Annotated in this window: 25 protein-coding genes; 8 read left to right on the top strand and 17 right to left on the bottom strand. The window is 68.3% G+C overall.

Going from position 1 to position 24,561, the window contains the following annotated elements:
* The first annotated feature begins 100 nt into the window (after window positions 1–100).
* Window positions 101–1,510, top strand: a complete 1,410-nt coding sequence (locus E1832_RS09955; protein WP_133359594.1) for a diguanylate cyclase domain-containing protein — start codon at window positions 101–103, stop codon at window positions 1,508–1,510.
* A gap of 19 nt (window positions 1,511–1,529) precedes the next feature.
* Here the strand turns inward: E1832_RS09955 and E1832_RS09950 are convergent, their stop codons facing one another.
* The 4 genes from E1832_RS09950 to E1832_RS09935 all read right to left on the bottom strand — a co-directional run bounded on the left by E1832_RS09950 (window position 1,530) and on the right by E1832_RS09935 (window position 3,686).
* The gene (locus E1832_RS09950; protein WP_133359593.1) at window positions 1,530–2,012 is read right to left on the bottom strand and encodes a periplasmic heavy metal sensor; all 483 of its coding nucleotides are present in this window, start codon (window positions 2,010–2,012) and stop codon (window positions 1,530–1,532) included.
* Between the two features lies 1 nt (window position 2,013).
* Window positions 2,014–2,382 (bottom strand): hypothetical protein, encoded by a 369-nt coding sequence (locus E1832_RS09945; RefSeq protein WP_133359592.1) that lies wholly within the window; start codon window positions 2,380–2,382, stop codon window positions 2,014–2,016.
* Window positions 2,375–2,938, bottom strand: coding sequence for an RNA polymerase sigma factor (locus E1832_RS09940; protein WP_245513931.1), 564 nt, complete (start codon window positions 2,936–2,938; stop codon window positions 2,375–2,377). The genes E1832_RS09945 and E1832_RS09940 overlap by 8 nt, the downstream gene beginning before the upstream one ends.
* Before the next feature lie 118 nt (window positions 2,939–3,056).
* Window positions 3,057–3,686: an EF-hand domain-containing protein gene (locus tag E1832_RS09935; RefSeq protein WP_165978852.1), complete on the bottom strand. Its 630-nt coding sequence runs from the start codon at window positions 3,684–3,686 to the stop codon at window positions 3,057–3,059.
* A 198-nt stretch (window positions 3,687–3,884) separates the two neighbouring features.
* Between E1832_RS09935 and E1832_RS09930 the strand changes: the two genes are divergently transcribed.
* Together E1832_RS09930 and E1832_RS09925 are read left to right on the top strand one after the other, a co-directional pair.
* Window positions 3,885–4,283 (top strand): DUF983 domain-containing protein, encoded by a 399-nt coding sequence (locus E1832_RS09930; protein WP_133359590.1) that lies wholly within the window; start codon window positions 3,885–3,887, stop codon window positions 4,281–4,283.
* A gap of 29 nt (window positions 4,284–4,312) precedes the next feature.
* Entirely contained in the window at window positions 4,313–5,041 is a 729-nt protein-coding gene (locus E1832_RS09925) for an NUDIX hydrolase (protein WP_133359589.1), read from the top strand.
* 326 nt (window positions 5,042–5,367) lie between these two features.
* Here the strand turns inward: E1832_RS09925 and E1832_RS09920 are convergent, their stop codons facing one another.
* Genes E1832_RS09920 through E1832_RS09910 form a run of 3 tightly spaced genes read right to left on the bottom strand, consistent with a single transcriptional unit; the run spans window position 5,368 to window position 7,374 of the window.
* Window positions 5,368–6,261 carry a DMT family transporter gene (locus E1832_RS09920; RefSeq protein ID WP_133359588.1) on the bottom strand — a complete coding sequence of 298 codons (894 nt, stop codon included), beginning with the start codon at window positions 6,259–6,261 and terminating at the stop codon, window positions 5,368–5,370.
* 20 nt (window positions 6,262–6,281) lie between these two features.
* Complete coding sequence (locus E1832_RS09915; RefSeq protein ID WP_133359587.1) at window positions 6,282–7,178, bottom strand: fatty acid desaturase; 897 nt, start codon at window positions 7,176–7,178, stop codon at window positions 6,282–6,284.
* A complete protein-coding gene (locus E1832_RS09910; RefSeq protein ID WP_133359586.1) occupies window positions 7,171–7,374 on the bottom strand; it encodes a DUF2061 domain-containing protein in 204 nt (67 codons plus the stop codon). Before E1832_RS09910 ends, E1832_RS09915 begins: the two co-directional genes overlap by 8 nt.
* 105 nt (window positions 7,375–7,479) lie before the next feature.
* Between E1832_RS09910 and E1832_RS09905 the strand changes: the two genes are divergently transcribed.
* Window positions 7,480–8,340 carry a helix-turn-helix domain-containing protein gene (locus tag E1832_RS09905; RefSeq protein WP_133359585.1) on the top strand — a complete coding sequence of 287 codons (861 nt, stop codon included), beginning with the start codon at window positions 7,480–7,482 and terminating at the stop codon, window positions 8,338–8,340.
* A gap of 172 nt (window positions 8,341–8,512) precedes the next feature.
* On the opposite strand, the gene E1832_RS09900 is transcribed toward E1832_RS09905, so the two are convergent.
* Both E1832_RS09900 and bcoG read right to left on the bottom strand, forming a co-directional pair.
* Window positions 8,513–9,988, bottom strand: a complete 1,476-nt coding sequence (locus E1832_RS09900; RefSeq protein WP_133359584.1) for a carnitine 3-dehydrogenase — start codon at window positions 9,986–9,988, stop codon at window positions 8,513–8,515.
* Between the two features lie 34 nt (window positions 9,989–10,022).
* Window positions 10,023–10,940 carry a 3-dehydrocarnitine:acetyl-CoA trimethylamine transferase BcoG gene (gene bcoG, locus E1832_RS09895; RefSeq protein ID WP_133359583.1) on the bottom strand — a complete coding sequence of 306 codons (918 nt, stop codon included), beginning with the start codon at window positions 10,938–10,940 and terminating at the stop codon, window positions 10,023–10,025.
* A gap of 77 nt (window positions 10,941–11,017) precedes the next feature.
* On the opposite strand from bcoG, the gene E1832_RS09890 reads away from it, so the two are divergent.
* Complete coding sequence (locus E1832_RS09890; RefSeq protein WP_133359582.1) at window positions 11,018–12,007, top strand: GlxA family transcriptional regulator; 990 nt, start codon at window positions 11,018–11,020, stop codon at window positions 12,005–12,007.
* Window positions 12,008–12,059: 52 nt separating this feature from the next.
* Here E1832_RS09890 and E1832_RS09885 read toward each other — a convergent pair whose 3' ends face one another.
* Window positions 12,060–13,106, bottom strand: a complete 1,047-nt coding sequence (locus tag E1832_RS09885; RefSeq protein WP_133359581.1) for an aldo/keto reductase — start codon at window positions 13,104–13,106, stop codon at window positions 12,060–12,062.
* A 190-nt stretch (window positions 13,107–13,296) separates the two neighbouring features.
* Between E1832_RS09885 and E1832_RS09880 the strand changes: the two genes are divergently transcribed.
* The 3 genes from E1832_RS09880 to metG all read left to right on the top strand — a co-directional run bounded on the left by E1832_RS09880 (window position 13,297) and on the right by metG (window position 17,085).
* Window positions 13,297–13,941: an ImuA family protein gene (locus E1832_RS09880; protein WP_133359580.1), complete on the top strand. Its 645-nt coding sequence runs from the start codon at window positions 13,297–13,299 to the stop codon at window positions 13,939–13,941.
* Between the two features lie 108 nt (window positions 13,942–14,049).
* Complete coding sequence (locus E1832_RS09875) at window positions 14,050–15,291, top strand: MFS transporter (protein ID WP_133359579.1); 1,242 nt, start codon at window positions 14,050–14,052, stop codon at window positions 15,289–15,291.
* Window positions 15,292–15,372: 81 nt separating this feature from the next.
* A complete protein-coding gene (gene metG / locus E1832_RS09870) occupies window positions 15,373–17,085 on the top strand; it encodes a methionine--tRNA ligase (RefSeq protein WP_133359578.1) in 1,713 nt (570 codons plus the stop codon).
* Window positions 17,086–17,189: 104 nt separating this feature from the next.
* On the opposite strand, the gene E1832_RS09865 is transcribed toward metG, so the two are convergent.
* From E1832_RS09865 to E1832_RS09835, 7 genes are all read right to left on the bottom strand, one after another.
* Window positions 17,190–17,387, bottom strand: a complete 198-nt coding sequence (locus E1832_RS09865) for a hypothetical protein (protein ID WP_133359577.1) — start codon at window positions 17,385–17,387, stop codon at window positions 17,190–17,192.
* A gap of 254 nt (window positions 17,388–17,641) precedes the next feature.
* On the bottom strand, window positions 17,642–19,012 hold the full coding sequence (locus tag E1832_RS09860) for an aspartate aminotransferase family protein (RefSeq protein ID WP_133359576.1): 1,371 nt from the start codon (window positions 19,010–19,012) through the stop codon (window positions 17,642–17,644).
* A gap of 36 nt (window positions 19,013–19,048) precedes the next feature.
* Entirely contained in the window at window positions 19,049–20,524 is a 1,476-nt protein-coding gene (locus E1832_RS09855; protein ID WP_133359575.1) for an NAD-dependent succinate-semialdehyde dehydrogenase, read from the bottom strand.
* Window positions 20,525–20,633: 109 nt separating this feature from the next.
* Window positions 20,634–21,119, bottom strand: a complete 486-nt coding sequence (locus E1832_RS09850; protein ID WP_133359574.1) for an Lrp/AsnC family transcriptional regulator — start codon at window positions 21,117–21,119, stop codon at window positions 20,634–20,636.
* Between the two features lie 103 nt (window positions 21,120–21,222).
* Complete coding sequence (locus E1832_RS09845; RefSeq protein WP_133359573.1) at window positions 21,223–22,209, bottom strand: cyclodeaminase; 987 nt, start codon at window positions 22,207–22,209, stop codon at window positions 21,223–21,225.
* A complete protein-coding gene (eutB, locus tag E1832_RS09840) occupies window positions 22,199–23,206 on the bottom strand; it encodes a hydroxyectoine utilization dehydratase EutB (protein WP_133359572.1) in 1,008 nt (335 codons plus the stop codon). Before eutB ends, E1832_RS09845 begins: the two co-directional genes overlap by 11 nt.
* Window positions 23,207–23,303: 97 nt before the next feature.
* The gene (locus tag E1832_RS09835; RefSeq protein ID WP_133359571.1) at window positions 23,304–24,560 is read right to left on the bottom strand and encodes an FAD-dependent oxidoreductase; all 1,257 of its coding nucleotides are present in this window, start codon (window positions 24,558–24,560) and stop codon (window positions 23,304–23,306) included.
* Window position 24,561 lies beyond the last annotated feature (1 nt).

Here is a 24,561-nt window from a genome sequence, read left to right as displayed (position 1 = left end):
CCGGCCGCGCGAAACCGGATGTTAACCATCCGTCGCCACAATTCTGCCATGATTACGCCCCGGCGCGGGATGCCGGGACCGGACGAAAGGCGGCCCGCCCTTGCACGCAACCATTCTGATCGCGGATGCCGACGCCACAAGGCGCCTGATGCTGGAGTTTCAGCTCGGCGCCGCCTGGTACCGGGTGGTGATGGCCACGCGGATGACCGACGCGATGGCGATGGCCCGGCGGCTCCGGCCCGACCTGATCCTGGCGGCGATGACCCTGCCGGGCGGCGACGCGCCGGACCTGCGGGCGCGGCTGCGGGACGACCCGGCACTGGCGCGGGTGCCGATGATCGCGCTCACCGCCCAGAACGACCGCGCCGCACGGCTGCGCGCGCTGGCGGCGGGGATCGACGATGCGCTCTGCCCATCGGTCGACGACCGGCTGATGCAGGCCCGGATCCGCAGCCTGATCCGCGCCGGCTACAGCTCCGAGGGGCTGGACCTGGGCGGCGGCGCGGCGGCTGTGGCCGGGCTGTCGGAGGCCGCCGCCAGCTATACGGCGCGCCCCTCCGGGGCCCGCGTCACCCTCATCACCGGGACGGCGGACACCGCCCGCAGTTGGCACAGGGCACTGGCCCGGCATGCGCCGGCGCACCGGATCGTCTGCCATACAATCGACGCCGGCGGGCGGCTGTTGCCGCAGCGGCCCTGCGCCGACGCGGCGGTGATCGAGCTGTCGGCGCCCCGTGCGACCGGAATGCTGCATCTGCTGGCCGGCCTGCGCGCCGCCGGGGCGACGCGCGACATGGCCGTGATCGCGGTGCCGCCGGCGGGCGACGCGCGGCTCGCCGCCGAGGCGCTGGACCGCGGCGCGCATGACGTCACCGCCCCGGGTTTTGACGGTGCCGAACTGGCCCTGCGGCTGGCCGCGCAACTCCGGCGCAGGGCCCGCGCCGACCGGCAGCGCGCCACCGTGCAGGACGGGTTGCGGGCGGCGCTGCACGATCCGATGACCGGGCTCTACAACCGCCGCCATGCGCTACCCTATCTGGCCGGGGCGCTGCGCGCGGCGGCGGGGCGGACGGAGGGGGTGGCGGTGATGCTGGCCGACCTGGACCGGTTCAAACGGGTCAACGACCACCACGGCCACCCGGCCGGAGATGCGGTGCTGACCGCAGCGGCACAGCGGTTGCGCGCCGCGTTGCCGGCGGGCGCGATGATCGCGCGCTATGGCGGCGACGAGTTTCTGATCGTACTGCCCGGCACCGCGCGGGAGGCGGCGGCAGAAGCGGCGGCAGATCTCGCCGCGCGGCTGTGCCGCCAGTTGGGGGAACAGCCGGTCCGCGCGCCGGGCCTTGCCGCGCCGGTGTCGGTGACGCTGAGCATCGGCCTGGCGATCGGCCCCGCCGCGGCGCCGGGCGACGAGCCGGCCGAGGCCCTGATCCGCCGCGCCGACCGGGCGCTCTACGCGGCCAAGAGCGCCGGGCGCAACCGGATCGCTGTCGCCCCGGCACTGGTCTGAGGACCGGGGACAGAGCCGCTTAGCGACTGTGGTGGCGGTCGTGATGCACCATCGCCTCGGAGAGCCTGTCGGCAAAGGCGGCGCGCGCGGCGTCGCTCATCCCCGCGACCTGGCGCAGCCAGGCCGCCCGCATCGCCTGTTCCAGGTCGGAATGCCGCCGGGCCTGCCCGGCCAGGAACGCCTCGACGCGGGCGCTGTCGAACGGCACCGCGCGCAGCGCCGCGTCCAGTTCGGCGGCATCCGCGCGCCGACGCTCGGCCCGCTCTTCTCGCGGACCGAAGCTGCTGTCGCGCAGGGCGCGGCGGTCCTCGCGCGGCAATTCACGATACAGCATGGCCCCCAGCGGCAGCGGCGGGCGGGCGCCCTCGGGCGCCCCGCCGAAACGGATCGCCGCCCCGATGGCCAGCCCCGCCACCGCCAGGTTCAGCGCCAGAGAGATCCCCAGCAGGACCCGCAGCCAAGGCCGCATCCGGGGCGGTTTGCGATCGGTCATATCGGTCATCTTACCCTTCCTCCGGCAGCACCGAGGACAGCGCGTAACTGTCCAGCAGATTCACATCCGTGTCGCCCTGAACCATCAGCCCGACCGGATCGGGCAGAAAGTCGGGCGGCGCGACGCCGATCCAGACCCCGGCAGCACAAGCCGCCGCCAGTCCGCCCATCGCCGGCCAGCCGCCCAGCACCCGCAGGAACTGCTGCATCAGCCCGGCCCCGGCGGATCGGGCCGGGCCGGGCGCGGTGCGCCCGGCCTGCACCTGCGCCGCATCGGCAAGGATCCGTGCCTCCAGCTCCGCCGGCATCGCCCCGACCATGCGCCGCGCCGCGGCGAAATGGGCCGCCAGAATGGCGTCTTCTGTATCTGTCTCAGCCATCGCTATACCCCAGTTCGTCGCGCCGCCCGGCCAGGGCCGCAGCCAGCGCCCGCCGGCCCCGGGCGGTCAGACTTTCGACCGCCTCGACGCTGATTTCCATGATCCCCGCGATCTCGGGGTTCGAGAGCTCTTCGATATGGCGCAGCACCACCGCCTGACGCTGCCGCTCGGGCAGGCTCATCAGCGCCGATTGCAAGGCATCCGCCCGCGCGCCATCCTGCATCCGTTCCGGTGCGCTCCGGCCCGGATCGGGCGGATCGGGCACATCGTCCAGCCGCAACGCACCGGCCCGCCTGCTGCGCCTTTTGCGGTCGATGCACAGGTTCAGCGTCACCCGGTAAAGCCAGGTCGACACCCGGGCCTGCCCCGGCTGCCAGTCCGGCGCCATGCGCCATAGCCGCATCATCGCCTCCTGCGCCACGTCCTCGGCCTCATCGCGGTCGCCCAGAACCCGAAGGGCGACCGAAAAGGTTCGCGGACCCAGCCGCGCGGTCAACCTCCGCGCCGCCCGCTCGTCGCCATTGGCGAACAGCGCCACCAGCGCGTCATCGGACAGCGCGGCCTCCGCATCCTCCCCGGGCGCGAGGTCACCGGGTGCGAGGTCACCGGGCGCCGCGGCAGATCCGCCGCGCAGGCCGCCGGGGCCGGTTATGGTCCCGGCGCGGGCCACCGGATCAGTTGTTACCCTGCATCCGCTGGCGACCGGAGCCGTCGCAATCGCCCATCTGGCCCTTCTGCATGCCGCCCATCTGACCTTTCATGCCGCATTCGCCCATCATCCTGCCGTCGCGCATGCCCATGTGATTGCCTTTGTGATGACCCATCCGGCCCCCCATCCGCTCACTCATGCGGGCGTGGGCCCGATCGAACTCGGTCTTGCTGAGGCCGCCGTCATCGTCCGCATCGGCGCGCGAGAACATCCGCTCCATCTGGCTTTCGCGGCGCTGGCCCGGCATTTCGTCAAAGGTGACCACGCCGTCGCCGTTCTGGTCCATCCGCGTGAGCATCTGCGCGGCCATGGCATCGGCCCGCTGGCGCGCCTGGGCCTGCATCTCTTCCAGGCTCAGCTTGCCGTCGCCATCGGTATCGACGGCATCGAACCTGCCTTTGGCATGGGCCATCATCTCTTCTGCGGTGACGGTGCCGTTCTGGTCGGTGTCCAGCTCTTCGAAGGTGGGACGCTGATGCATACCCATGCCGCCCATCGGACCGGGCATCTGTCCCTGACCCTGCGCCAGAACGGCCCCGGTGCCCAATGCGGCCACTGCGAGAACCGCCCCTGCGATGAAATGGCGATGTTTCATATCTGTCTTCCTTCCGCTGCGCGACGGCCCTTCGCCGCCGTTCATACCCTTCAAACGCCGCCCCGAGCAAAATCCGTCGCAGAATTTTGTCATTTTCTTATCGTCCGAAATTTGCGACATCCGGACGCAATATATCGCATCGCTCTTTTTCTTTGCCCGCAGAAACCCCAGATTGACCGCAATCACCGAGAGAGACCCATGACCGATCAGACCATCGCCGCACCTGCCGAAACCGACCGCCCGCTGGGGAACGCGCTGTTCCGCGGCTATCGCGGGAAATGCCCCAACTGCGGCGAGGGCGCGGTGCTGCACAGCTATCTCAAGGTCAACGACAGCTGCTCTGTCTGCGGACTGGATATGAGCAACCACCGCGCTGACGACGGCCCGGCCTATCTGACCATCCTGATCGTCGGCCACCTGATGGCGCCGCTGCTGCTGATCGTGTTCGAAGCCTTCCGCCCCAGCCCGATGGTGCTGTTCTCGATCTTTGCGGTTGGCTGCCTCGCCCTCTCGCTTTACCTTCTGCCCAGACTGAAGGGCGCGGTCGTGGCCTTCCAATGGGCCCGGCGGATGCACGGGTTCGACGAATCCGCCTGACCCTTCCGACACAACACACAGGACGGGACATGAGCACCAAGACACAGGACAAGACCGCGATCCGCAACGCCGCCACGGTCATCGTGCTGCGCGACCGGCTGGATAAACCCGCCATCCTGATGGGCCAGCGCGGCGCACAGGCGGCGTTCATGCCGAACAAGTTCGTCTTTCCCGGCGGCGCCGTCGATCCCGACGATGCCCGGATCCCGCTGGCCGCGCCGCTGCCGCCGGTGTGCCACGACCGGCTGGCGGACAACGCCCCATCCGGCATGCAGAACGCGCTGGCCGCCGCCGCCGTGCGCGAGCTGTGGGAAGAGACCGGCCTGGTGCTCGGCCGTCCCGGCAGCTGGCCCGGCCAGGTGCCCGCCGACTGGCAGAGCTTTGCCGGAACCGGCCACGTGCCCTCGGCCGAGGCGCTGCAATTCGTGTTCCGCGCGCTGACCCCTCCGGGCCGGCCGCGCAGGTTCGATGCGCGGTTCTTTCTGGTGGATGCCGGCGCGATCCAAGGCGATCCGGACGATTTCACCCATGCCTGCGACGAGCTTTCGCATCTGCAGTGGATCCCGCTGAACGAGGTGCGGAAATTCGACCTGCCCTTCATCACCGAGGTGGTTCTGGCCGAGGTCGCGGCGCGGGCGCATGATTTCGACCCGCCCGCCACGGTGCCCTTTTTCCGCAACGGCGAGGAAGAAAGCCTGTTTCTGCAGCTGGGGGGCCGCGGACCCGTCTCGGGCAATGCGATCCGTCACGACGGCTGAGATCTAAGGCGGCATCCAGAAACCCGAAACGATGGGATATCGCTGGCCACATCCGCCATTCAACCAGCAGAGCGAGCTGCGCAAGCGCCGGACCGTGGGCTGGCGCTGCGACCTCTGATCGGCGCGCTTTATCCCAGCCGAATCCGGACGACATACGAATGGTACGCAAGCTTTGACCAAGCGCCTGACCGCGGGGACGGTCCGGCGCTTGCGCGGCGCCCTTCGGGCCTGTTCCGTGCTGGCGTGCATAGCTCGGACGGCCGGCAACGCGCCATCGCTTCAGGTTTTCGAGACGCCGCCCGATGGCCCGCGCCCCCTCTCCGCCCCTACCCGATCAGCACCAGCCCCAGGATGCTGAGGGTCAGAAGCCCGATCCCGGCCAGTTCCTTGCGCGCCATCTTTTCGCTGAAGAACAGCACCGAGGCGGCGATGGAAAAGATCACCTCGATCTGCCCGACGGCAAAGACATAGGCGGCGTTCTGCAACGTGAAGGCGGTGAACCAGCATAGCGATCCGGCCATGCCGGTGATCCCCATCCAGACGGCGGTTTTCCGCGCGGCGATCACCCGGGTGACCTCGCCCGGCTCGCGCCACATCAGCCAGAGCGACAGGCCGACGGCCTGGCTCAGCGTCACCGCCGCCAGCGCCAGCAGCGCGCGCAGAAAGGCATCCGCGCTGGCCACCTCCAGCGTGGCGCCGCGATAACAGACGGCGGACACGGCAAAGAACGCCCCCGACACCAGCCCCAGCCCCGCCGCGCGGTTGAAAAACCGTTTGATCCCGGCCCCGCCGGAGCCATCCGACAGCACCAGCACGCCAATCAGCCCCAGCACGATCGCCGTCAGTCCCGGGGCCGACACGGTATCGCCCAGCAGCACGAAGCCGACGGCGGCGGTCTGCACCACCTCGGTCTTCTTGAAGGTGATGCCGACGGCGAAATTGCGATGCGCGAACAGCGCCACCACGCACCAGGTCGCCAGGATCTGCGTCAGCCCGCCGACCAGCGCATAGGCCCAGAAGGCCCCCGAATAGCCCGGCCAGGGCGCTCCGCCCCAGCGCCAGTATCCCGCCGCCAGCGCCACCACGAAGGGCGCGGAATAGAAAAACCGCGCCAGCGTCGCGCCGCCCGCCGAGAGCGTGCCCATGCTCAGCGCCTTTTGCAGCATGAAGCGCAGCGTCTGGAACGCCGCCGCCGCGATGGAGATGAAGACCCAGGTCATCGCTCCCCTATGGCACGGGCTCAGCGCGCGCGGAAGAGCGGATGCGCCACCGGATCCTTGGGCCGCAGCAGATAGCGGCGCAGCACCTCGCCGTAGGAGCGATAGACATACTGCCCGTTGCAGGCCAGATAGCGCGCCCTGCCCGCCCGGTAGAGCGCCGGCAGCCGATACCAGGGCGCCTTGGGATGCATATGGTGAACAACATGCAGGTTGTTGTTCAGAAACAGAAACGCCAGCGGGCCGCGATCCTCGACGATCACCGTGCGGGCGCGGGCATGCTCATGCGCGCGGTGTTCCAGAAAGGTGCGGATCTTCAGCACCCCCAGCGCGCCATAGGCGGCCGCCAGATAGATCCAGAGCGGCAGCGGCGAGCGCGCCACGACCCACAGCACCGCCGCCAGCCCCGCCAGATGCAGCGCCCAGGCGCCCCACACCGCCCGTTCATCCCGCCGCCGCCAATCCTCGGCCATGAATTGCAACTGGCCGATCGCCGGACCCAGCAGGATCCGGCCCAACAGGGTGTTGTTCGCCGCGTAAACGGCCCGCTGCCAGCGCGGCAGCCCGGCCCAGACGCCCGGATCGAGATAGTTCGATTCCGGGTCGTCATAGGGGTCGGTCAGCCGCGCATCCAGATGATGGGCCAGGTGCAGATCGCGGAACCGGCCATAGGGGATCAGAAGCGTCAGCGGCAGCGCCATCAGCGCCTCGTTCAGGGCGCGCGCGCGGAACGGGTGCCCGTGCAGCACCTCATGGGTCAGCGAGGAATGCAGCGCCAGCACCAACGCCAGAAGCGGCCCGGTCAGCCAGAACGGCAGCGGCACAAAAAGCAGCGCCAGCCAGAGCGTGTAACAGCCCAGGATCAGCGCGAAGGTGCCCCATTCGGGCGTCGTCGGACCAGGCAGGCGCGGCTCAGACATGGCGGCCCCAGCCGATATTGGCCCAGACCCGTTCATAGACCAGATAGAGGACCAGCCCCAGCGCGGTATTGATCACCGCCACGGTGCCGCCCACCGCGACCGACCCGGTGGCGGCGAGCCCAACCGCCGCCATCATCGCCAGCCCGATCAGGTTCCAGATCACCGCCTTGATCAACGATCGCTTGCGCGTTTCCATGCCGTCTCCGTCTGTTCGTGATGGGAACAGGTAACGCTGCGGCGCGGCATGTGACCATTCGGAATTTGATTAACAAAACTCACATATTGCGTTATTTATCACCATATGCCGGTAAAAGTCGACAAGCGCCTGCGCGCGCGCCAATTCCGTGATCGTCTGGCCCAGGCCATGCGCCAGGCGGACCTGAGCCAGAGCGCGCTGGCCCGCACCGTGGGCGTCGACCGCTCGACCATTTCGCAGCTTCTCACCGACTCCGGCGCGCGGCTGCCCAATGCCCATGTGGTCGGCGCCTGCGCCGCCGCCCTCGGGGTCTCCGCCGACTGGCTGCTCAGCCTTTCGGATCGCCCCGAAAGCGCCGCGCAACTGCTCTCGGCCAGCCTGTCGCTCAGCGAAGCGCCCCGCGCGCTGGTGGACCAGCAGATCTTTGACTGGCACCGGGAGGCGGCGGGCTACAAGATCCGCCACGTCCCCGCCGCCCTGCCCGACATGCTTAAGACCCGCGCCATGCTGGAATGGGAATACGCCCCGCATCTGGGCCGCACCGCCGATCAGGCCATCGGCGCCTCGGAGGACCGGCTCAACTGGATGCGCAGTTCGCAATCGGACTACGAGATCGCGCTGCCGCTCTACGAGTTGGAGTGTTTCGCCCGGGCCGCCGGCTATTACAGCGGCATCCCGGCGGCCCTGCGCCGCGCGCAGATCGACCGCTTTCTCGATCTCGCCGAACAGCTTTACCCGCGCTTGCGCCTCTATCTGTTCGACTCCCGCCGCCTCTACTCGGCGCCGGTGACGATCTTCGGCCCGCTGCTTTGCGTTTTCTACGCCGGCAGCCATTACCTCGCCTTCCGCGACCGCGATCGGATCGAGGTCTTCACCCGCCATTTCGACCGTCTGGTGCGCGAGGCGGTATTCACCACCCGCGACCTGCCCGCCCACCTGCGGCGCCTGCGCGCCGAGATCGGCTAAGGGAGCCCCGCCCCCCAGTGCGCGGAATCAAGGCCGCAGGCCGCCTCACGTGCATTGCAAAGAAATGTACTGTCGGCAGGCGATTGCCATGCTATCGCCGAGAGACGCGCAAGCGCCGGAACAGACTTGAACGGTTCCGAAACAGAGGCGTCCGTTCCGGTGAACCTGCCCCCTACCGCGGCGCCCCGATAAAGCGGCCCGCCCCCTCGGGCAGCGGCAACGCGCCATGCGCCGCTGCGATCCGCGCCATATTGGCCTCGATCCGCGCCGAGGGCGGCGATGAGCGGCGGGTCTCAAGGCTGACATGGATCAGCATATGCTCGCCGGTCGCCACCGCTTCGTCGCCGCGATACATGGTGTGGAAGAGGTGCATTTTCTTGCCCTGCCCCATCAGCAGATGCGTACGCACCTCGATCACATCGCCCGCATGGGCCTCGGCCAGATGGCGGATGTGCGTCTCGGCGGTGAAATAGCTGCCGCCGGAGGCGATATAGTCGGCATCGCAACCCACCAGCTCCATGAACCGGTCGGAGGCATCGCAAAAGGCCTGCAGATACCGGCTCTCGTTCATGTGGCCGTTGTAATCGGTCCAGTCGAGCGGCACCGCCCGGCGCAGGGTGACGATGGGTTGGGACACATCGCCCATCTCCTCGGCATAGCCGGTCAGGTCGCTGCCTGCCTTCAGCCGCACATCCTGCGCGCCCAGCACGGCGCCCGCGCCCCAGCCCTGCGCCTTCAGCGCCCGCAGGATGCCGACAAGGTTGTCGTCGCGTTGCCGCTCCAGTTCGCGAATGCTCATATGCCCCGATTGCGCGTCGGACTGCCCGGCGATCAGATCGACCAGCTCCTCGGTGAACTCCGGCACATCCATCAGCTTGGTCCAGGGCCATTGCAGGCAGGGGCCGAATTGGGCCATGAAATGTTTCATCCCGGCCTCGCCGCCGGCCACGCGGTAGGTCTCGAACAACCCCATCTGCGCCCAACGCAGGCCAAAGCCCATGCGGATCGCCTCGTCGATCTCCGCCGTTGTGGCGACGCCGTCCTTCACCAGCCAGAGCGACTCGCGCCAGACCGCCTCCAGCAGCCGGTCGGCGATATGGGCGTCGATCTCCTTGCGGACATGCAGCGGGAACATGCCGAGGGATTCGAGCGTGGCCTTGGCGCCCGCCACCCTGTCGGCGGGGTTGGCCGGGCTCGCCACCAGTTCCACCAGCGGCAGCAGATAGACCGGATTGAACGGATGGGTGACGACGATCTGTTCCGGTCGCGCCGCGCCCTGCTGCAATTCGCTGGGCTTGAACCCCGAGGTGGAGGAGCCGATCACGGCGGTCGGATCGCAGACCGCCTGCACCTGCGTGAGCACCTTATGCTTCAGCTCCAGCCGCTCCGGCACGCTCTCCTGAATCCAGGAGGCCCCGGCGACCGCCTCGGCCATGTCGGAATGAAAGCTCAACGCCCCCTCCGGCGGCAGCGCCACATCGCTCAACCCCGGCAAGGAGCGGCGCGCATTGGCCAGCACCTCGCCGATCTTGCGCTCTGCTTCCGGATCGGGATCGAAGACCCGCACGTCCCAGCCGTTCAAAAGGAAGCGCGCGGCCCATCCGCCGCCGATCACGCCCCCGCCGAGGATGGTTGCCACCTTGCTCATGCCGGTTCTCCCTGTCCCGTTCGATCCAGCCGCGTCACAGCGCCGCCGGTGCCCGTTTCACCAGCCCCAGCTTGTCGCGCACCGCTTGCGGTCCGATCACCCGCGCCCCCATGTTCTCGATGATCCCGACCGCGCGTTCAACCAGCTGCGCATTGGTCGCCAGCACCCCCTTGCCCAGCCAAAGGTTATCCTCCAGCCCGACGCGCACATTGCCGCCCGCCAGCACGCTGGCGGCGACATAGGCCATCTGGTTGCGCCCCAGCCCGAAGGCGGAAAAGGTCCAGTCGTCGGGCACGTTGTTGACCATCGCCATGAAGGTATTGAGGTCGTCCGGCGCGCCCCAGGGCACTCCCATACAAAGCTGCACCAGCGCGGGGCTGTCGAGGATACCGTCCTTGACGAGCTGTTTCGCATACCAAAGGTGCCCGGTGTCAAAGGCCTCGATCTCCGGCTTCACCCCCAGCGCGGTCATCATCCGGCCCATCGCCTGCAACATGCCCGGCGTGTTGGTCATCACATAGTCCGCCTCGGCGAAATTCATCGTGCCGCAATCCAGCGTGCAGATCTCCGGCAGGCATTGGGCGATATGCTCGACCCGCTCCGCCGCGCCGGCCATGTCTGTGCCGGCCTCGTTCAGCGGCAACGGCCGCTCGGGGCTGCCGAAGACGATATCGCCGCCCATCCCGGCGGTGAGGTTGAGGACCACATCCACCTCCGCCTCGCGGATGCGCTCGGTAACCTCGCGATAATATTCGAGTTTCCGGCTCGGCGCCCCGGTCTCCGGGTCTCGCACATGGCAATGCACCACCGCCGCGCCCGCGCGCGCCGCATCGATTGCGCTCTCGGCGATCTGGGCGGGGCTGCGCGGCACATGCGGGCTGCGGTCCTGGCTGCCACCCGATCCGGTGACGGCACAGGTGATGAAAACCTCGCGGTTCATGGCAAGCGGCATTTCGCGCCCTCCTTTGGTTCGGGGCAAGCATGACGCGGCTTGGCCCCTGAATATTTACGTGATACGCAGAAAAATTGATGAAATCCGCAAAAAACATCTTTGCCCCCGCCGATGCGCCGCTGAAAACCGCGATCCTGGTGCTGGAGGACAGCAACATGCTGGCGCTTGCCGCCGCGGTCGATCCGATGCGCGCGGCCAACCGGCTGGCCGGGCGGCGGCTGTTCGACTGGCGCTATATCACCGCCGAGGGCCCGCCCGCACGGCTAACCAGCGGCATCGACGTGCCGGGCGAGGCACTGTCGCGGCTCGACCGCTGCGATCTGTTGCTGGTGGTCGCGGGCTTCGGCATCGACCGCCACGACACCCCGGCGCTGCGCGCCAGCCTGCGCCGGATCGCCGCCACCGGCGCCACCGTCGGCGGCATCGACGGCGGCCCCTGGCTGCTGGCCTCCGCCGGGCTGCTCGACTTCCGCGGCGCCACCACCCATTGGGAGGATCTGGAGCGCCTCGCCACCCGTTTCCCCGAGGTCCGCGTGCTGCAGGACCGCTTCCATATCGACGGCCCCCGGATGACCTGCGGCGGCGCCTTGCCGGCCATCGACATGATGCTGCACCTGATCCGCGCCCGCCACGGCGCGGCGCTCTCGGCCCGGGTCGCCGGACTTTTCATCCACGACAGCCCGGCCGATCCGGCCCGTGCTCAGCGCCGCGCCGGCGGCGATCCGCGCCATTCGCCGCTGACCCAGCGGGCCAGCGCGCTGATGGAACAGACGCTCGACGCGCCGCTGCCGATCGCCGCGATCGCCCACCGCTGTGGCACCAGCCCCCGCACGCTTGAGGCGCAGTTCCGCGCCCGGCTGAACACGACGCCGCAGGCCCATTTCCTCGGGCTTCGCCTGACCGAGGCGCTGCGGCTGGTCACCGATACCGACATGACGCTGATGGATGTGGCGCTGGCCACCGGGTTCGGCGCGCAATCCAGCTTTTCCCGCGCCTTTCGCGCCGCCCACGGCCAGTCGGCGCGCGCCCTGCGCGCCGCCCGCGGACAGCTCGGGATCGCGCCCTGATCCGTTCTGCTCTTCGACAATGCGCGCCGGCGACAGGCCGCGGCGGCGGGCTTCAATAGGGCATCGGATGCGCCCGGTGCGCGGCGTCGATCTCGGCCAGAACCGCATCGCTCAGCACCACCTCGACCGACCCCAGCGCGCGGTCCAGCTGCTCCATCCGCGTCGCGCCGAAAATGGCCGAGGCCATGAACGGCCGGGTGCGGCACCAGGCCAGCGCCATATGCACCGGGTCCAGCCCGTGGCGTTCGGCGATCTCAAGATAGGCCGCGACCGCCGCAAAGGCGCGCGGCCCCTTGCGCCCGCCCAACTCCGGCACCAGCGACATGCGCGAGCCTTCGGGCACCGCGCCGGCCTGGTATTTCCCGGTCAGCAGTCCGGCGGCCAGCGGCGAGAATGCCAGCAGGCCGACATCCTCGTTGACGCTCAGCTCGGCCAGATCGGTGTCATAGAGCCGGCACATCAGCGAATATTCGTTCTGGATCGAGGCGACGCGGGGACCACCCGTCCGCTCGGCCAGCCGCAACCATTGCGCGGTGCCCCAGGCACTCTCGTTCGACAGGCCGAAGTGGCGGATATTTCCCTTGTCCACCTGGGTTTGCAGGGCGTCCAGACAGGCCTCCATATTGGCCAGAGTCTCCTCCCGGTTCTGGCCGGAGGGGTCATAGCTCCAGTTCCTGCGGAACATGTAGCTGCCACGGTTCGGCCAGTGGAACTGGTAGAGGTCGATATATTCGGTCCGCAGCCGCCGCAGCGAGGCTTCGATCGTCTGCGGGATCGTTGCGGCGCTGATCGGTGCGCCGTCGCGGACGTGCTGCATCCCCTCGCCCGAATGCTTGGTGGCCAGGATGAAATCGCCCCGCCGGGCGGGATTGGCGGCGTTCCAGGTGCCGATGATCTCTTCGGTGCGGCCGACGGTCTCCTTGCTGACCGGGTTCACCGGGTACATCTCGGCGGTGTCGATGAAGTTGATGCCGTCGGCCAGCGCCCGGTCGATCTGGGCGTGCCCCTCTGCCTCAGAGGTCTGGGTGCCGAAGGTCATGGTGCCCAGGCACAGTTCGGATACGGTCAGGCCGGTGCGGCCCAGCGGGTTCATCTTCATGGGGTGTCCTCGGTTTGGCTCGGACGGACCCTAACGGCTGGGGCGCCGGGAGCAACCCGAAGCGGGACCGAACGCCCGCGCGGCAGGCCGACTGTTCATCTGTTCGGCAAACCCGGCCGCGGGATTGACGGCCGGGCGCCAGCGCACAGGACGGATTGAGAACATTGGGTGAACATTTTATACTTTCCCCATGCCGACTCACCTGCTCACCCGCGCGCCCGAGCGCAAGCGCCCGCAACTCGTGCTGCGGGACGGGATCGCGCTGTCGCGCGCCCGGGCGCATGAGGTCTGCGGCCCCGCGCGCTGGACCTTTGCCCTGTGGCTGGCCGGCCACAGCACCGGCCCGGTGCTGTGGATCGCCCCGGGCTGGGAACGCGCGGCGCTGAACCCCGACGGCATGGCGGAATGGGCCGATCCGGGCCGGTTCCTCTTCGTGCATCCGCGCCGGGCGCAGGATCTGCTGTGGTGCGCCGAGGAGGCGCTGCGCGCGGGCGCGGCGCCGCTGGTGGTGACCGAGCTGCCCGCGCCGCCGGCGCTGACCCCGGTGCGGCGGCTGCATCTGGCGGCAGAGACCGGGGCCGGAGCAGAGCGGGGCACGGCGCCGCTGGGACTGCTGCTGACCCCCGGCAATGGCGGCGCGCAGGGAATCGAGAGCCGCTGGCACATGGCCCCGGCCCATGCGGACGCCGCGCGCCGCTGGCGCCTGGAGCGGCGGCGTGCCCGCACCGCCCCCCCCGGGGCCTGGACGCTGGCCCCGGGCCGCGACGGGCTGGACGCGATCCGGCATGAGGGACACGGGGAGCACGGAGGACACGGGGAGCACGCGGGCGGCTGACCCGCCCCCGGAAACCCGTACGCGCCGCCCGTCCGCGCCGCCCGTCCGCGACAGGAAATCCGAAAAACCACTCGACACCGCGGAGGGGTGCGGCATTGTGGCCCTGTCATGCGCCTGATCATATCCTTCTCTGCCCTGTTCCTCTCGGTTCTTCTGCTGCAGCTGTCATCGGGCGGGGTCAGCCCGCTCGACGCGCTCTCGGGGCTGACGCTGGGATTCTCCACCGCGCAGATCGGGATCCTCGGCTCGTCGCATTTCCTGGGCTTCTTCATCGGCTGCTGGTGGGCGCCGCGGCTGATGGGCACGGTCGGCCATTCGCGCGCCTTTGCCGCCTTTACCGCCACCGGCGCCATCGGTCTGCTGGCGCATATGCTGGTGGTCAGCCCCACCGCCTGGGCAATCATGCGGGTGGCGACGGGCCTGTGCATCGCCGGCTGCTACACCATCATCGAGGCCTGGCTTCAGGCCAAGGTCACCAACGAGAGCCGCGGGCGCACCATGGCCGTCTACCGGGTGGTGGACATGACCGGCTCGCTGGTGGCGCAGCTGCTGATTGGCGTGCTCGAACCGGCAAGCTATATTTCGTACAATTTCCTGGCCATTCTGTGCTGTGCCGCGCTGCTGCCGCTGACGCTGACGCGGGTCCAGCAGCCCGACACCCCCGCCGCGCCGCGGCTGCGGCCCGGGCTGCCGATCCGGCGCTCGCCGCTGGCGGTGGCCGGGGTGCTGGTCGCCGCGCTGTCCTCCTCGAGTTTCCGCATGGTCGGGCCGGTCTATGGCCGCGAGGTCGGGCTGAGCACCGATCAGATCGCCACCTTTCTCGCCGCCTGGGTTCTGGGCGGCGCGCTGGCGCAATACCCGGTCGGCTGGCTGGCGGACAAGTTCGACCGCCGCTGGGTGCTGATCTGGCTGTCGGCCGCGACCATAGGCACGTCGGCGGTCACCATCCTGGCCGAGAACAGCGGCACCTGGGGGGTGATGGGGGCGGCCTTCCTCTTCGGGTTGATGAGTTTTCCGATCTACTCGGTCTCGGCCGCCCATGCCCATGATTTCACCGAGGTGACCGAGCGGGTGGAGCTGTCGGCCGCACTGATGTTCTACTTTGCGCTCGGCGCCATCGCCGCACCCTATGTCGCCTCGCTGCTGATCGACGCCTACGGGCCGTCGGCGATGTTCACGCTGATCTCGATCGCGCATCTGCTGCTGGTCGGCTTTGGCCTGTGGCGCATGCGGGCACGGCCGACGGCGCGGCGGACCCCCTATGTCTACAGCCCGCGCACCTCGTTCCTGATCGGGCGGCTGACCGGGCGCCAGCGCGACACCGGCGACGACAAGGACGACGCCGGGTGACGAAAGCCGATGACGACAGGGGGTGACGCCCCCGCATGCCTGAGGTACACACGCCGCGCAGTCAGCAAGGCGACGAACGAAATGGCACGAATTCTCATCACCTCGGCAATCCCTTACATCAACGGGATCAAGCATCTGGGCAATCTGGTCGGCTCGCAGCTGCCCGCCGATCTCTATGCCCGCTACCAGCGCGGCCGCGGCAATGAGGTGTTGTTCCTCTGCGCCACCGACGAGCATGGCACGCCCGCCGAACTGGCCGCCGCCAAGGCCGGCAAGCCGGTCGCCGACTATTGCGCCGAGATGCACGAGGTGCAGGCCGGGATCGCCAAGGGGTTCCATCTGTCCTTCGATCATTTCGGCCGCTCGTCCAGCCCGCAGAACCACGTCCTGACCCAGCATCTCGCCGTGAAGCTGTACGAGAACGGCCTGATCGAGGAACGCAGCGAAACCCAGATGTATTCGCCCACCGACGGGCGGTTTCTGCCGGATCGCTATATCGAGGGCACCTGCCCCAATTGCGGTTTTGAAAACGCCCGCGGCGATCAATGCGACAACTGCACCAAGCAACTCGATCCGGTCGACCTGATCAACCCGCGCTCAACCGTCTCGGGCGCCACCGACCTGGAAATGCGCGAGACCAAGCACCTCTATCTGCTGCAATCGAAGATGAAGGATCAGCTTGAGGAATGGATCGACACCCGCGAAGGCTGGCCCCTGCTGACCACCTCGATCGCCAAGAAATGGCTGACCGACGGCGACGGGTTGCAGGATCGCGGCATCACCCGCGATCTGAACTGGGGCATTCCGGTGCAATTCGACGGCGCCCCCTGGAGCGGCATGGACGGCAAGGTCTTTTACGTCTGGTTCGACGCGCCCATCGAATACATTGCCTGCGGCAAGGAATGGGTCGAGGCCGGCAAGGGCGCGGACTGGGAACGCTGGTGGCGCACCGACAAGGGCGCCGATGACGTGAGCTATGTGCAGTTCATGGGCAAGGACAACGTGCCGTTCCATACGCTCAGCTTCCCCTGCACCATGCTGGGTTCGGGCGAGCCGTGGAAGCTGGTCGATTTCATCAAGTCGTTCAACTATCTGAACTATGACGGCGGACAGTTCAGCACCTCGCGCGGACGCGGGGTGTTCATGGATCAGGCGTTGGAGATCCTGCCGGCGGACTACTGGCGCTGGTGGCTGCTGAGCCATGCGCCCGAAAGCTCGGACGCCGAGTTCACCTGGGAAAACTTCCAGACCTCGGTCAACAAGGATCTGGCCGATGTGCTGGGCAATTTCGTCAGCCGGATCACCAAATTCTGCCGCTCCAAGTTCGGCGAGGCGGTGCCGGAAGGCGGGGAATACGGCGACCGGGAACAGACCCTGATCGAAGAGCTTTCCACCCGCATCCGCGCCTATGAGGGGCATATGGAGGCGATGGAGGTGCGCAAATCGGCGCAGGAGCTGCGGGCGATCTGGGTCGCCGGCAACGAATACCTGCAATCCGCCGCGCCCTGGGCCACCTTCAAGGAGGATCCCGAGCAGGCGGCGGCACAGGTGCGGCTGGGGCTGAACCTGATCCGGCTTTACGCGGTGCTGTCGATGCCCTTCATCCCCGGTGCGGCAACGCAAATGCTGGAGGCGATGGGGGCGCAGGACGCGGCTTGGCCCGGCGATGTCGCCGAGGCCCTCTCTGCCCTGCCCGCCGGCCACGTCTTTACCGTACCCGACAACCTCTTTCGCAAGATCACCGACGACGAGCGCGAGGACTGGCAGACCCGCTTTGCCGGGGTGCGCGACTGAGGGCCATTGCGACGGACCAACCCGGATAAGGGGCGTGCTGCGGCGCGCCCCTTTTTTCTGTCGTGCCGGTGACAGGTTTTTCCGTCACGCCGGTGACAGCGGTCTCAGTCGATGATCGGGGTGGACAGCGGACCCTGAAACGCGGGCGACTGCTCCAGCGTGGTGCCGCCCTGCGCGGCACGGGCCTGATGGCCGATCTCGGAACAGGCGGTGAAATCGCCATTCGAGCATTGCGCCTTGCGCGCATACCACGCGTCGGCATAGCGCTGCCCGCATCCCGCGACAGCAAGTGACAAAACCATCACAACAATTCCTGTTTTCATTTCACCGGCCCCCTGGCCCGACAACCGAAAAATTGCTTTTTATTTATTCTGCAGGATTTTGGCGGAAACGACAAAGGTTGATTTCAGCTTTGGCGCGAAACCACGAACAGCCCTGTGGATAAATGGAAAAACCCAGCATCTCCAGGCAACTGGCGGGGATTTCTGATCAGAAAGACAGCCCCCCGCCGGTCGCGGAACCGGACCGCGCCGCGATGCGGCGCGATCCCTTTGGCCTATAGCCCGGCAGCGGCCACCGCCTTGATCAGCTTGCCGGCGATCTCGTCGGCCTCCGCGCGGGTCAGGCAGAACGGCGGCGCGAAGCCGATGATATCGCCCTGCGGCATGGCGCGGCCGATCACCCCCTCGTCCAGCAGCTTGGCGGCCACGGTCGGGCCGACCTTGTCGCCGGCCTCAAAGAAGCTGCGGCTGCCCCGGTCCTTGACGAACTCCACCGCGCAGAGCAGCCCCTCGCCGCGGATCTCGCCCACATGGGCGTGATCGCCCAGCGCGTCGGTCAGCACCCGCTTGAGATAGGCGCCGGTCTCGCCCGCGTTCCGAATCAGGTTCAGCTCGTCGATCAGCTTGAGGTTGGCCACCCCGGCCGCCGCCCCGATGGGATGCGCCGAATAGGTCCAGCCATGGCCGATGGGCCCGTATTCATCGGTCCCGTCCTCCAGCACCTTCCAGACCTTGTCCGACACGATCGAGCCGGACAGCGGCGCATAGGCGCTGGTCAGCCCCTTGGCGATGGTGATGATGTCGGGGCGGATGCCGTAGTGGTCCGACCCGAACATGCTGCCCAGGCGGCCAAAGCCGGTCACCACCTCGTCGGCGATCAGCAGGATGTCGTGTTTGTCCAGCACCGCCTGGATCGCCGGCCAGTAGCCCTCGGGCGGCGGCACCAGCCCGCCGGTGCCCAGCGCCGGCTCGCCGATAAAGGCGGCGATGGTGTCGGCGCCCTCGCGTTCGATCAGCGCCTCAAGCTCGGCCACGCAATGGGCGGTGAACTGCGCCTCGGTCTGATCGAGGTTGTCACGGCGGAAATAATAGGGCGCCTCGGTGTGGATCACCTGACTCAGCGGCAGGTCGAATTTCTTGTGGAACAGCTCCAGCCCGGTCAGCGAGCCGGTCATCAGCCCCGAGCCGTGATAGCCGCGCCAGCGGCTGATGATCTTTTTCTTCTCGGGCCGCCCGAGGATGTTGTTGTAGTACCAGACCAGCTTGATGTTGGTCTCGTTCGCGTCCGAGCCGGACTGGCCGAAATAGACCTTGCTCATGTTATCGGGGGCGCGGTCCAGCACCATCTTGGCCAGGGTGATGCTGGCCTCGGTGCCATGGCCGACATAGGCGTGGTAATAGGCCAACTCGCGGGCCTGCGCCGCGATGGCCTCGGCGATCTCCTGCCGGCCGTAGCCGACGTTGACGCAATAGAGACCGGCAAAGGCATCCAGCAGCCGGTTGCCGTCCCGATCCTCGATATGGCAGCCGGAGCCGCCGGTGATCACCCGCTGGGCCACGTTGCCCCGGGCAAATTCGGCCAGATGGGTCGAGGGGTGAAAGAAGTTCTCGCGGTCCCACTGTTCCAGTTGATCGTTTTTCAGCATGTCTTTCCCTTTCTTCTGTTTCAGCGCACCGCCGGCTCAGGCCCAGTCGCGGCAGACGTATTTGATCTCCATGAATTCCTGCATGCCCAACCGCGCCCCCTCGCGGCCCAGCCCCGATTGCTTGGTGCCGCCGAACGGGATCGGCGCGCCGGTGACCTTGGTGCGGTTCACCGCCACCATGCCGTATTGCAGCGCCCGGCTGACCCGATAGATCCGGCGCGGGTCCATCGAATGGACATAGGCGACCAGACCGTATTCGGTGTCATTGGCGCGCGCGATCACCTCCTCCTCGCTGTCGAAGGGCGTGATGGGGGCGACCGGGCCAAAGGTCTCTTCGCGCATGATTGCGGCGTTGTCGGGCACGTCGGCCAGCACGGTGGGCTCGTAGAACAGCGGCCCCAGCGCATGGCGTTTGCCGCCGCAGGCGAGCGTTGCGCCCTTTTCCAGCGCGTCGGCCACATGGGCCTCCTGCTTCATCACCGCATTTTCATTCATCAGCGGGCCGATGTCGGGGTCGTCCATGCCCCGCCCAAGGGTCAGGGCACGGGTGGCTTCGGTGAATTTCGCACAGAATTCGGCGTAAATCGGACGTTCGACATAGATGCGGTTTGCGCCCAGGCAGTCCTGACCCGAGGTGGCGAATTTCGCCTTGATGGTCTCGGCCACCGCCTCGTCGAGATCGGCGCCCTTGAACACGATCACCGGGGCGTGGCCGCCCAGTTCCAGCACCAGTTTCTTGATGGTCGCGGCCGAGTCACGGTAGAGGATGCGCCCGACCTCGGTCGAGCCGGTGAAGGAGAGCGCCCGCACACGCGCGCTGGAGGTCCAGGGCGGTACCACCGTGCTGGCGCGCCCGGTCACGATGTTGAACACGCCCGCAGGCATCCCCGCGCGTTCCGCCAGTTCGGCCAGCGCGATCGCCGACAACGGCGTTTCCGAGGCCGGATGCGCCACCACGGTGCAGCCCGCGGCCAGCGCCGCGGCGGCCTTGCGGGTGAGCATGGCGGCGGGAAAGTTCCACGGTGTGATCAGCGCGACGACGCCCATCGGCTCCAGCCACAGTTCGACCTCGGCGTCGGGCAAATGGCTGGTCACGCCTTCGATATTCGGGCGTTTGCTCTCTTCGGCGTAATACTCGACGAAGGCGGCGGCATAGTCGATCTCGCCCCGCGCCTCGGACAGCGGTTTGCCCTGCTCCAACACCATGATGCGGGCCAGATCCTCCTTGTGCGCGATCATCAGGTCGAACCAGCGGCGCAGGATCTCGGAGCGCTGCTGCGGCAGCAGGCCGGACCATTCGGCAAAGGCGGCCTGTGCGGCCTCGACCGCGCCGGCGCTCTCCTCGGCCGACAGGCTGGCCACGTCGGCAAGGAAATCGCCGCTGGCCGGGTCGGTGACGGCAAAGGTCTCGCCGGAGGCGGCGGCGCACCATTTGCCGCCGATATAGGAAAAGCTGCGCAGCAGACGTTTGTCGGTAATGTCCCTGCGCGCGGAGATTGCCGTGTCGGACATGCCAGTGACTCCCTTGTTTCCCGGGAACGATGGCATGGGCAAGCAAATGATCGAGACCGAATATGGCGCCGGGGGCAGACGATTCCTCTCCGCGCGCGCCCGGAAGAGACTATTCCTCTTCGCGCATCAGCAGATCGAGCGGCGGCATGCCGCCCGACTTCACCGGTTTGGTCACCACATAGGTGAAGTACCGCGCCAGCCCGATCCGCGCCTCGAGCATCTCGTCGATCAGGCGCTGATAGGCGTTGATGTCGCGGGTGACGATCTGGAGCAGGTAGTCATAGCCGCCGCCCAGCGCCCAGCAGCCGACCACCTCGTCATATCCGGCCACCGATGCCTCGAAGGCCCGGAAACTGGCGGCGGTATGATCGGAAAGTTCCGCAGCCACGAAGACGGTGACATGCGGCGCCAGTTTTTTCAGATCTATCCTCGCGTTGTAGCTTTCGATTAAACCGGATTTCTCCATTTTCTTCTGCCGGTTCCAGCAGGGCGTTGGCGACAGGCCGACGCGGTCGGCCAGCGCCGCCTTGGTGATGCGCCCCTGTTCGGACAGCACCTTGAGGATCTCGATGTCGCGCGCGTCGGGTCGTGTCATGTCGCCTCGCCTCTCCGAAGGGATCGCCGCGCCCCGGACCCGGGGCCCCCCGCCCCTATCAGAATGCGGGCGGGGAGACAAAACATCTCCTCCGCGCCTTGTATCAGGCGCGGATCAGCGTGCCCATATCACCGATGGTCTGCATCACGTGGCTGGCGATGGCGGTGTCCTGCGCCCCGGTGCCGGTCAGATCGGCGATGGTGATATCCTCCGGCGCCTGCCGCCCGGACCTTTTGCCCGCGATCACCTCGCCCAGTTCGGCGGGCGTGCCGCGGGTCCAGAGGCCGGCGGCCAGTGCCGCCTCCAGCTCGCCCGAAACCTCGCACTGGCTGACCCGGTCGCAGACATAGGCGTCGGCCCGTACCAGCGCTTCGGGCTCGATCTCGGTCTTGCCGATCTGGTCGGACCCCATGGCGGTGACATGCAGCCCGGGATGCAGCCAGTCGGCCATCAGCACCGGCTCTCGCGCCGGCGTGGTGGTCACGACAAGCTGGCTTTGCGCCACCATCCCGGCGGCGTCCGGGGCGACCTCGGCGGGAATGCCCAGGCTGCGCGCCAGATCCCCGGCGCAGGCCGCCGCCTTTTCCGCATCGCGGCCATGCACCAAGACCCGTTTGAACGGGCGCACCAGATGCGCCGCCTGCATCTGCAGCCGCGCCTGCACCCCGGTGCCGATCACCCCCGCCGTCTCGACGACCTCGGGGGCGAGATGACGCGCGGCGACCGCCCCGGCGGCGGCGGTGCGGATGTCGGTCAGATAGCCGTTGTCGAGGAACACCGCCTGCACCAGCCCGGTTTTCGCCGAGAACAGGATCATCAGCCCGTTGAGGCTGGGCAGGCCGAGTTTCGGGTTGTCGAAGAACCCCGGGCTGACCTTGATCGCGAAGCCGTCGAAACCGGGGATATAGGCGGTCTTGACGTCCACCTCGCCATTCGCCTCGGCCAGCTCCATCGACAGGATCGGCGGCATCACCACGCGCCCCGAGGCCAGCGCGGCAAAGGCGCGCTCGATCACGTTGACGGCGGTCAGGTCCAGCCGGACCGCGCCGCGCAGCTCGGTCTCGGTGACGATACGGATATCATGCGCCATAGCGTTTCCCCTTCAGCACCAGATCGCCCAGCGTCACGTCTTCGCCCGCCATCAGCCGGTGGAACAGGGCCATGTCCAGGTTGCGCCCGGTGACGATGGTGCCGACCGGCCCCTTTGGCGCCGGCAGCTTGCCCGCCAGCATCGCCGCCTGGCCCACGACACTGCCCCCCTCGGCAACGATCCTGTCCTCGTAGAACAGCACCTGCATGGCGTCGCGGATCTCCTCCTCGCTCACCAGAACGGTGCCGTCGAGATGCGCGCGGCAGAGCGCAAAGCTGAGCCGGTTCTCCAGGCCGATACCGCCGCCCAGACTGTCGGCGAGGCTGGGCACCTCATCGACCTCGACCGGGTGGCCGGCGGCCAGCGACAGGTGCATCGCGGCGCCCCGGTCCATGGTGATGCCGATCACCCGGACGCCCGGGTTCACCGATTTCGCCGCCAACGCCACCCCGGCGGCCAGCCCGCCGCCCGACAGCGGCACCAGGATCATGTCCAGATCGGGCCGCGCCGCCATCATCTCAAGCCCGATGGTGCCCTGCCCGGCGATCACGCGGGCGTCGTCGAACGGGGAAATCTCGACCAGCCCCTCCGCCGCCACCAGCCGCAGGCACTCTTGCTGCGCCTCGTCCTGGCTGGTGCCGCAGATCCGCACCTCGGCCCCCAGCGCGCGGATGCCGTCGACCTTGGCCTGCGGCACCAGCGCCGACATGCAGATCACCGCCCGCAGCCCGCGCCGCGCCGCCGCATAGGCCACGCCGCGCCCGTGATTGCCGGTGGAACAGCAGGTCACGCCGGGGGCGTCCCCGGGCAGCGCCATCACCGCGTTCATCGCGCCGCGCAGCTTGAAGGCGCCGATCGGCTGCATGTTCTCCAGCTTGAGCAGAACCTCCTGCCCGGCCTGCGCCGTCATGAAGGGCGACGGCACGAAAGGCGTGGCATCGGCCACGCCGTGAATGACCTGCCGGGCGGCGAGGATGTCGGAAAGGGTGAGAGGCATCGCGTCCGCCTTGTTGCTGGTGGGTGGTCCGGTGTCCGCGCCCGGAGGGCCCGCCTGCGCAGAACACCGATTTGCCCCCCCTGCTGTCAAGGGGGCCTCAGGCCGGCTGCAACGCCTCGACCTCCAGCAGCGCGCCCGATGCGCGCAGGGTGTCGCGCACAGCCTCCGGCGCGAACCGACCGTGCGCCGTGAGCGCGGCGGCGATGCCGGCGGCCTGGCCGGTGGCCATGGCGGTGCCCATCACCCGGATCGCCGCCCCCGCCTTGCGGTCGCCGTCGGCCAGCCGCCCGGCGCAAAACAGGTTGGGGGTATCGACCGAGTGCAGGCAGCCCAGCGGGATCTCATAGGCCGACTTCCCCGGCGGGTAGTCGAAGCTGCTCTTGAAGTCGGCGCGATCATGCCACTCCGCCCCCCAGGCACCCAGCGCGATGCAGTCGTCGAAGTCCTTGCGCGCGGCGATCTCGTCCCAGGTCAGATGGTGGCGGCAGGTCAGATGCCGCGACTCCCGCGTGCCGATCTCCGGGCCGGTCGAGGCGAGATAGGCGGTTTCGCAGCCGGGAATGGTGCGGATCGCGTCGAGATAGGCCCAGGCCTGCCGCCGCGCGTCGACCTCGGCCCGGCTGAGCGACAGGGCGTCGCGCGGGTCGTAGTCGGCCGAGGCGAGATAGAGCACCATGTCGCCCGACACCGGCACCCGCACGATGACGCAGCGGTCCTTGGTCACCCTGCCGGGGGCAAACCCCTGCGCCGCCACCGCCGCGGCGATCTGGTCGGCGGTGATGGTGACCCCCGCGGGGATGCCGCCGAACCGTGTGCCCAGCGTGCCGAGATTGACCGCGCCGTCGTTGCCATACCGGGTGGCGGCACCGCCAAGGGCGGCCAGGTCGCCCTCGCCCGTGCAATCGACAAAGGCGCGCGCGGCAACCTGGTGCGAGCCGCCATGATCGGCAACAGTCAGCCCGGACATCCGGTCGCCGTCACGCGCCGCGCCGGTGACAAGGGCGCCAAAGCGCAGATCGACCCCTGCCTCTGTCGCCATCTCGTCAAAGACGCGCTTCAACGCCTCGGGATCGAACACGGCGAAAACGCCGCGAAAACGCTGCGGCGGGGTCACCGCGCCACGGGCGCGCAACCGCGCGATCACCTCGGCCCCGATGCCGCCCACCGCCATCTGCGGCGTCTCGCCCAGGGTGTAGAGCCCGCAGAAGGTCAGCACGTTGCGCATCGTCGCCGCGCCGCCCAGGCAGCCGTGCCGCTCCAGCAGCAGGGTCTTCGCCCCGGCGCGGGCGCTGGCGATGGCGGCGGCGGTGCCGGCGGTGCCGCCGCCCGCGACGATCACGTCGTAATCGCCCATG

Source organism: Antarcticimicrobium luteum, from assembly GCF_004358185.1.
GTDB classification, from domain to species: Bacteria; Pseudomonadota; Alphaproteobacteria; order Rhodobacterales; family Rhodobacteraceae; genus Antarcticimicrobium; species Antarcticimicrobium luteum.
This window is presented reverse-complemented; position numbering and strand designations above follow the sequence as displayed.

Bases quoted from the DNA above. Each gene is read 5' to 3' on its own strand.
- E1832_RS09885 (WP_133359581.1), bottom strand. From the start codon at position 13,106: ATGAAGATGAACCCGCTGGGCCGCACCGGCCTGACCGTATCCGAACTG.
- bcoG (WP_133359583.1), bottom strand. From the start codon at position 10,940: ATGCCGCTTGCCATGAACCGCGAGGTTTTCATCACCTGTGCCGTCACC.
- E1832_RS09860 (WP_133359576.1), bottom strand. From the start codon at position 19,012: ATGCTGAAAAACGATCAACTGGAACAGTGGGACCGCGAGAACTTCTTT.
- E1832_RS09905 (WP_133359585.1), top strand. From the start codon at position 7,480: ATGCCGGTAAAAGTCGACAAGCGCCTGCGCGCGCGCCAATTCCGTGAT.
- E1832_RS09910 (WP_133359586.1), bottom strand. From the start codon at position 7,374: ATGGAAACGCGCAAGCGATCGTTGATCAAGGCGGTGATCTGGAACCTG.
- E1832_RS09850 (WP_133359574.1), bottom strand. From the start codon at position 21,119: ATGACACGACCCGACGCGCGCGACATCGAGATCCTCAAGGTGCTGTCC.
- E1832_RS09925 (WP_133359589.1), top strand. From the start codon at position 4,313: ATGAGCACCAAGACACAGGACAAGACCGCGATCCGCAACGCCGCCACG.
- E1832_RS09945 (WP_133359592.1), bottom strand. From the start codon at position 2,382: ATGGCTGAGACAGATACAGAAGACGCCATTCTGGCGGCCCATTTCGCC.
- E1832_RS09845 (WP_133359573.1), bottom strand. From the start codon at position 22,209: ATGGCGCATGATATCCGTATCGTCACCGAGACCGAGCTGCGCGGCGCG.
- E1832_RS09950 (WP_133359593.1), bottom strand. From the start codon at position 2,012: ATGACCGATATGACCGATCGCAAACCGCCCCGGATGCGGCCTTGGCTG.
- E1832_RS09875 (WP_133359579.1), top strand. From the start codon at position 14,050: ATGCGCCTGATCATATCCTTCTCTGCCCTGTTCCTCTCGGTTCTTCTG.
- E1832_RS09935 (WP_165978852.1), bottom strand. From the start codon at position 3,686: ATGAAACATCGCCATTTCATCGCAGGGGCGGTTCTCGCAGTGGCCGCA.
- eutB (WP_133359572.1), bottom strand. From the start codon at position 23,206: ATGCCTCTCACCCTTTCCGACATCCTCGCCGCCCGGCAGGTCATTCAC.
- E1832_RS09865 (WP_133359577.1), bottom strand. From the start codon at position 17,387: ATGGTTTTGTCACTTGCTGTCGCGGGATGCGGGCAGCGCTATGCCGAC.
- E1832_RS09900 (WP_133359584.1), bottom strand. From the start codon at position 9,988: ATGAGCAAGGTGGCAACCATCCTCGGCGGGGGCGTGATCGGCGGCGGA.
- E1832_RS09930 (WP_133359590.1), top strand. From the start codon at position 3,885: ATGACCGATCAGACCATCGCCGCACCTGCCGAAACCGACCGCCCGCTG.
- E1832_RS09855 (WP_133359575.1), bottom strand. From the start codon at position 20,524: ATGTCCGACACGGCAATCTCCGCGCGCAGGGACATTACCGACAAACGT.
- E1832_RS09880 (WP_133359580.1), top strand. From the start codon at position 13,297: ATGCCGACTCACCTGCTCACCCGCGCGCCCGAGCGCAAGCGCCCGCAA.
- metG (WP_133359578.1), top strand. From the start codon at position 15,373: ATGGCACGAATTCTCATCACCTCGGCAATCCCTTACATCAACGGGATC.
- E1832_RS09835 (WP_133359571.1), bottom strand. From the start codon at position 24,560: ATGGGCGATTACGACGTGATCGTCGCGGGCGGCGGCACCGCCGGCACC.
- E1832_RS09915 (WP_133359587.1), bottom strand. From the start codon at position 7,178: ATGTCTGAGCCGCGCCTGCCTGGTCCGACGACGCCCGAATGGGGCACC.
- E1832_RS09890 (WP_133359582.1), top strand. From the start codon at position 11,018: ATGAAATCCGCAAAAAACATCTTTGCCCCCGCCGATGCGCCGCTGAAA.
- E1832_RS09920 (WP_133359588.1), bottom strand. From the start codon at position 6,261: ATGACCTGGGTCTTCATCTCCATCGCGGCGGCGGCGTTCCAGACGCTG.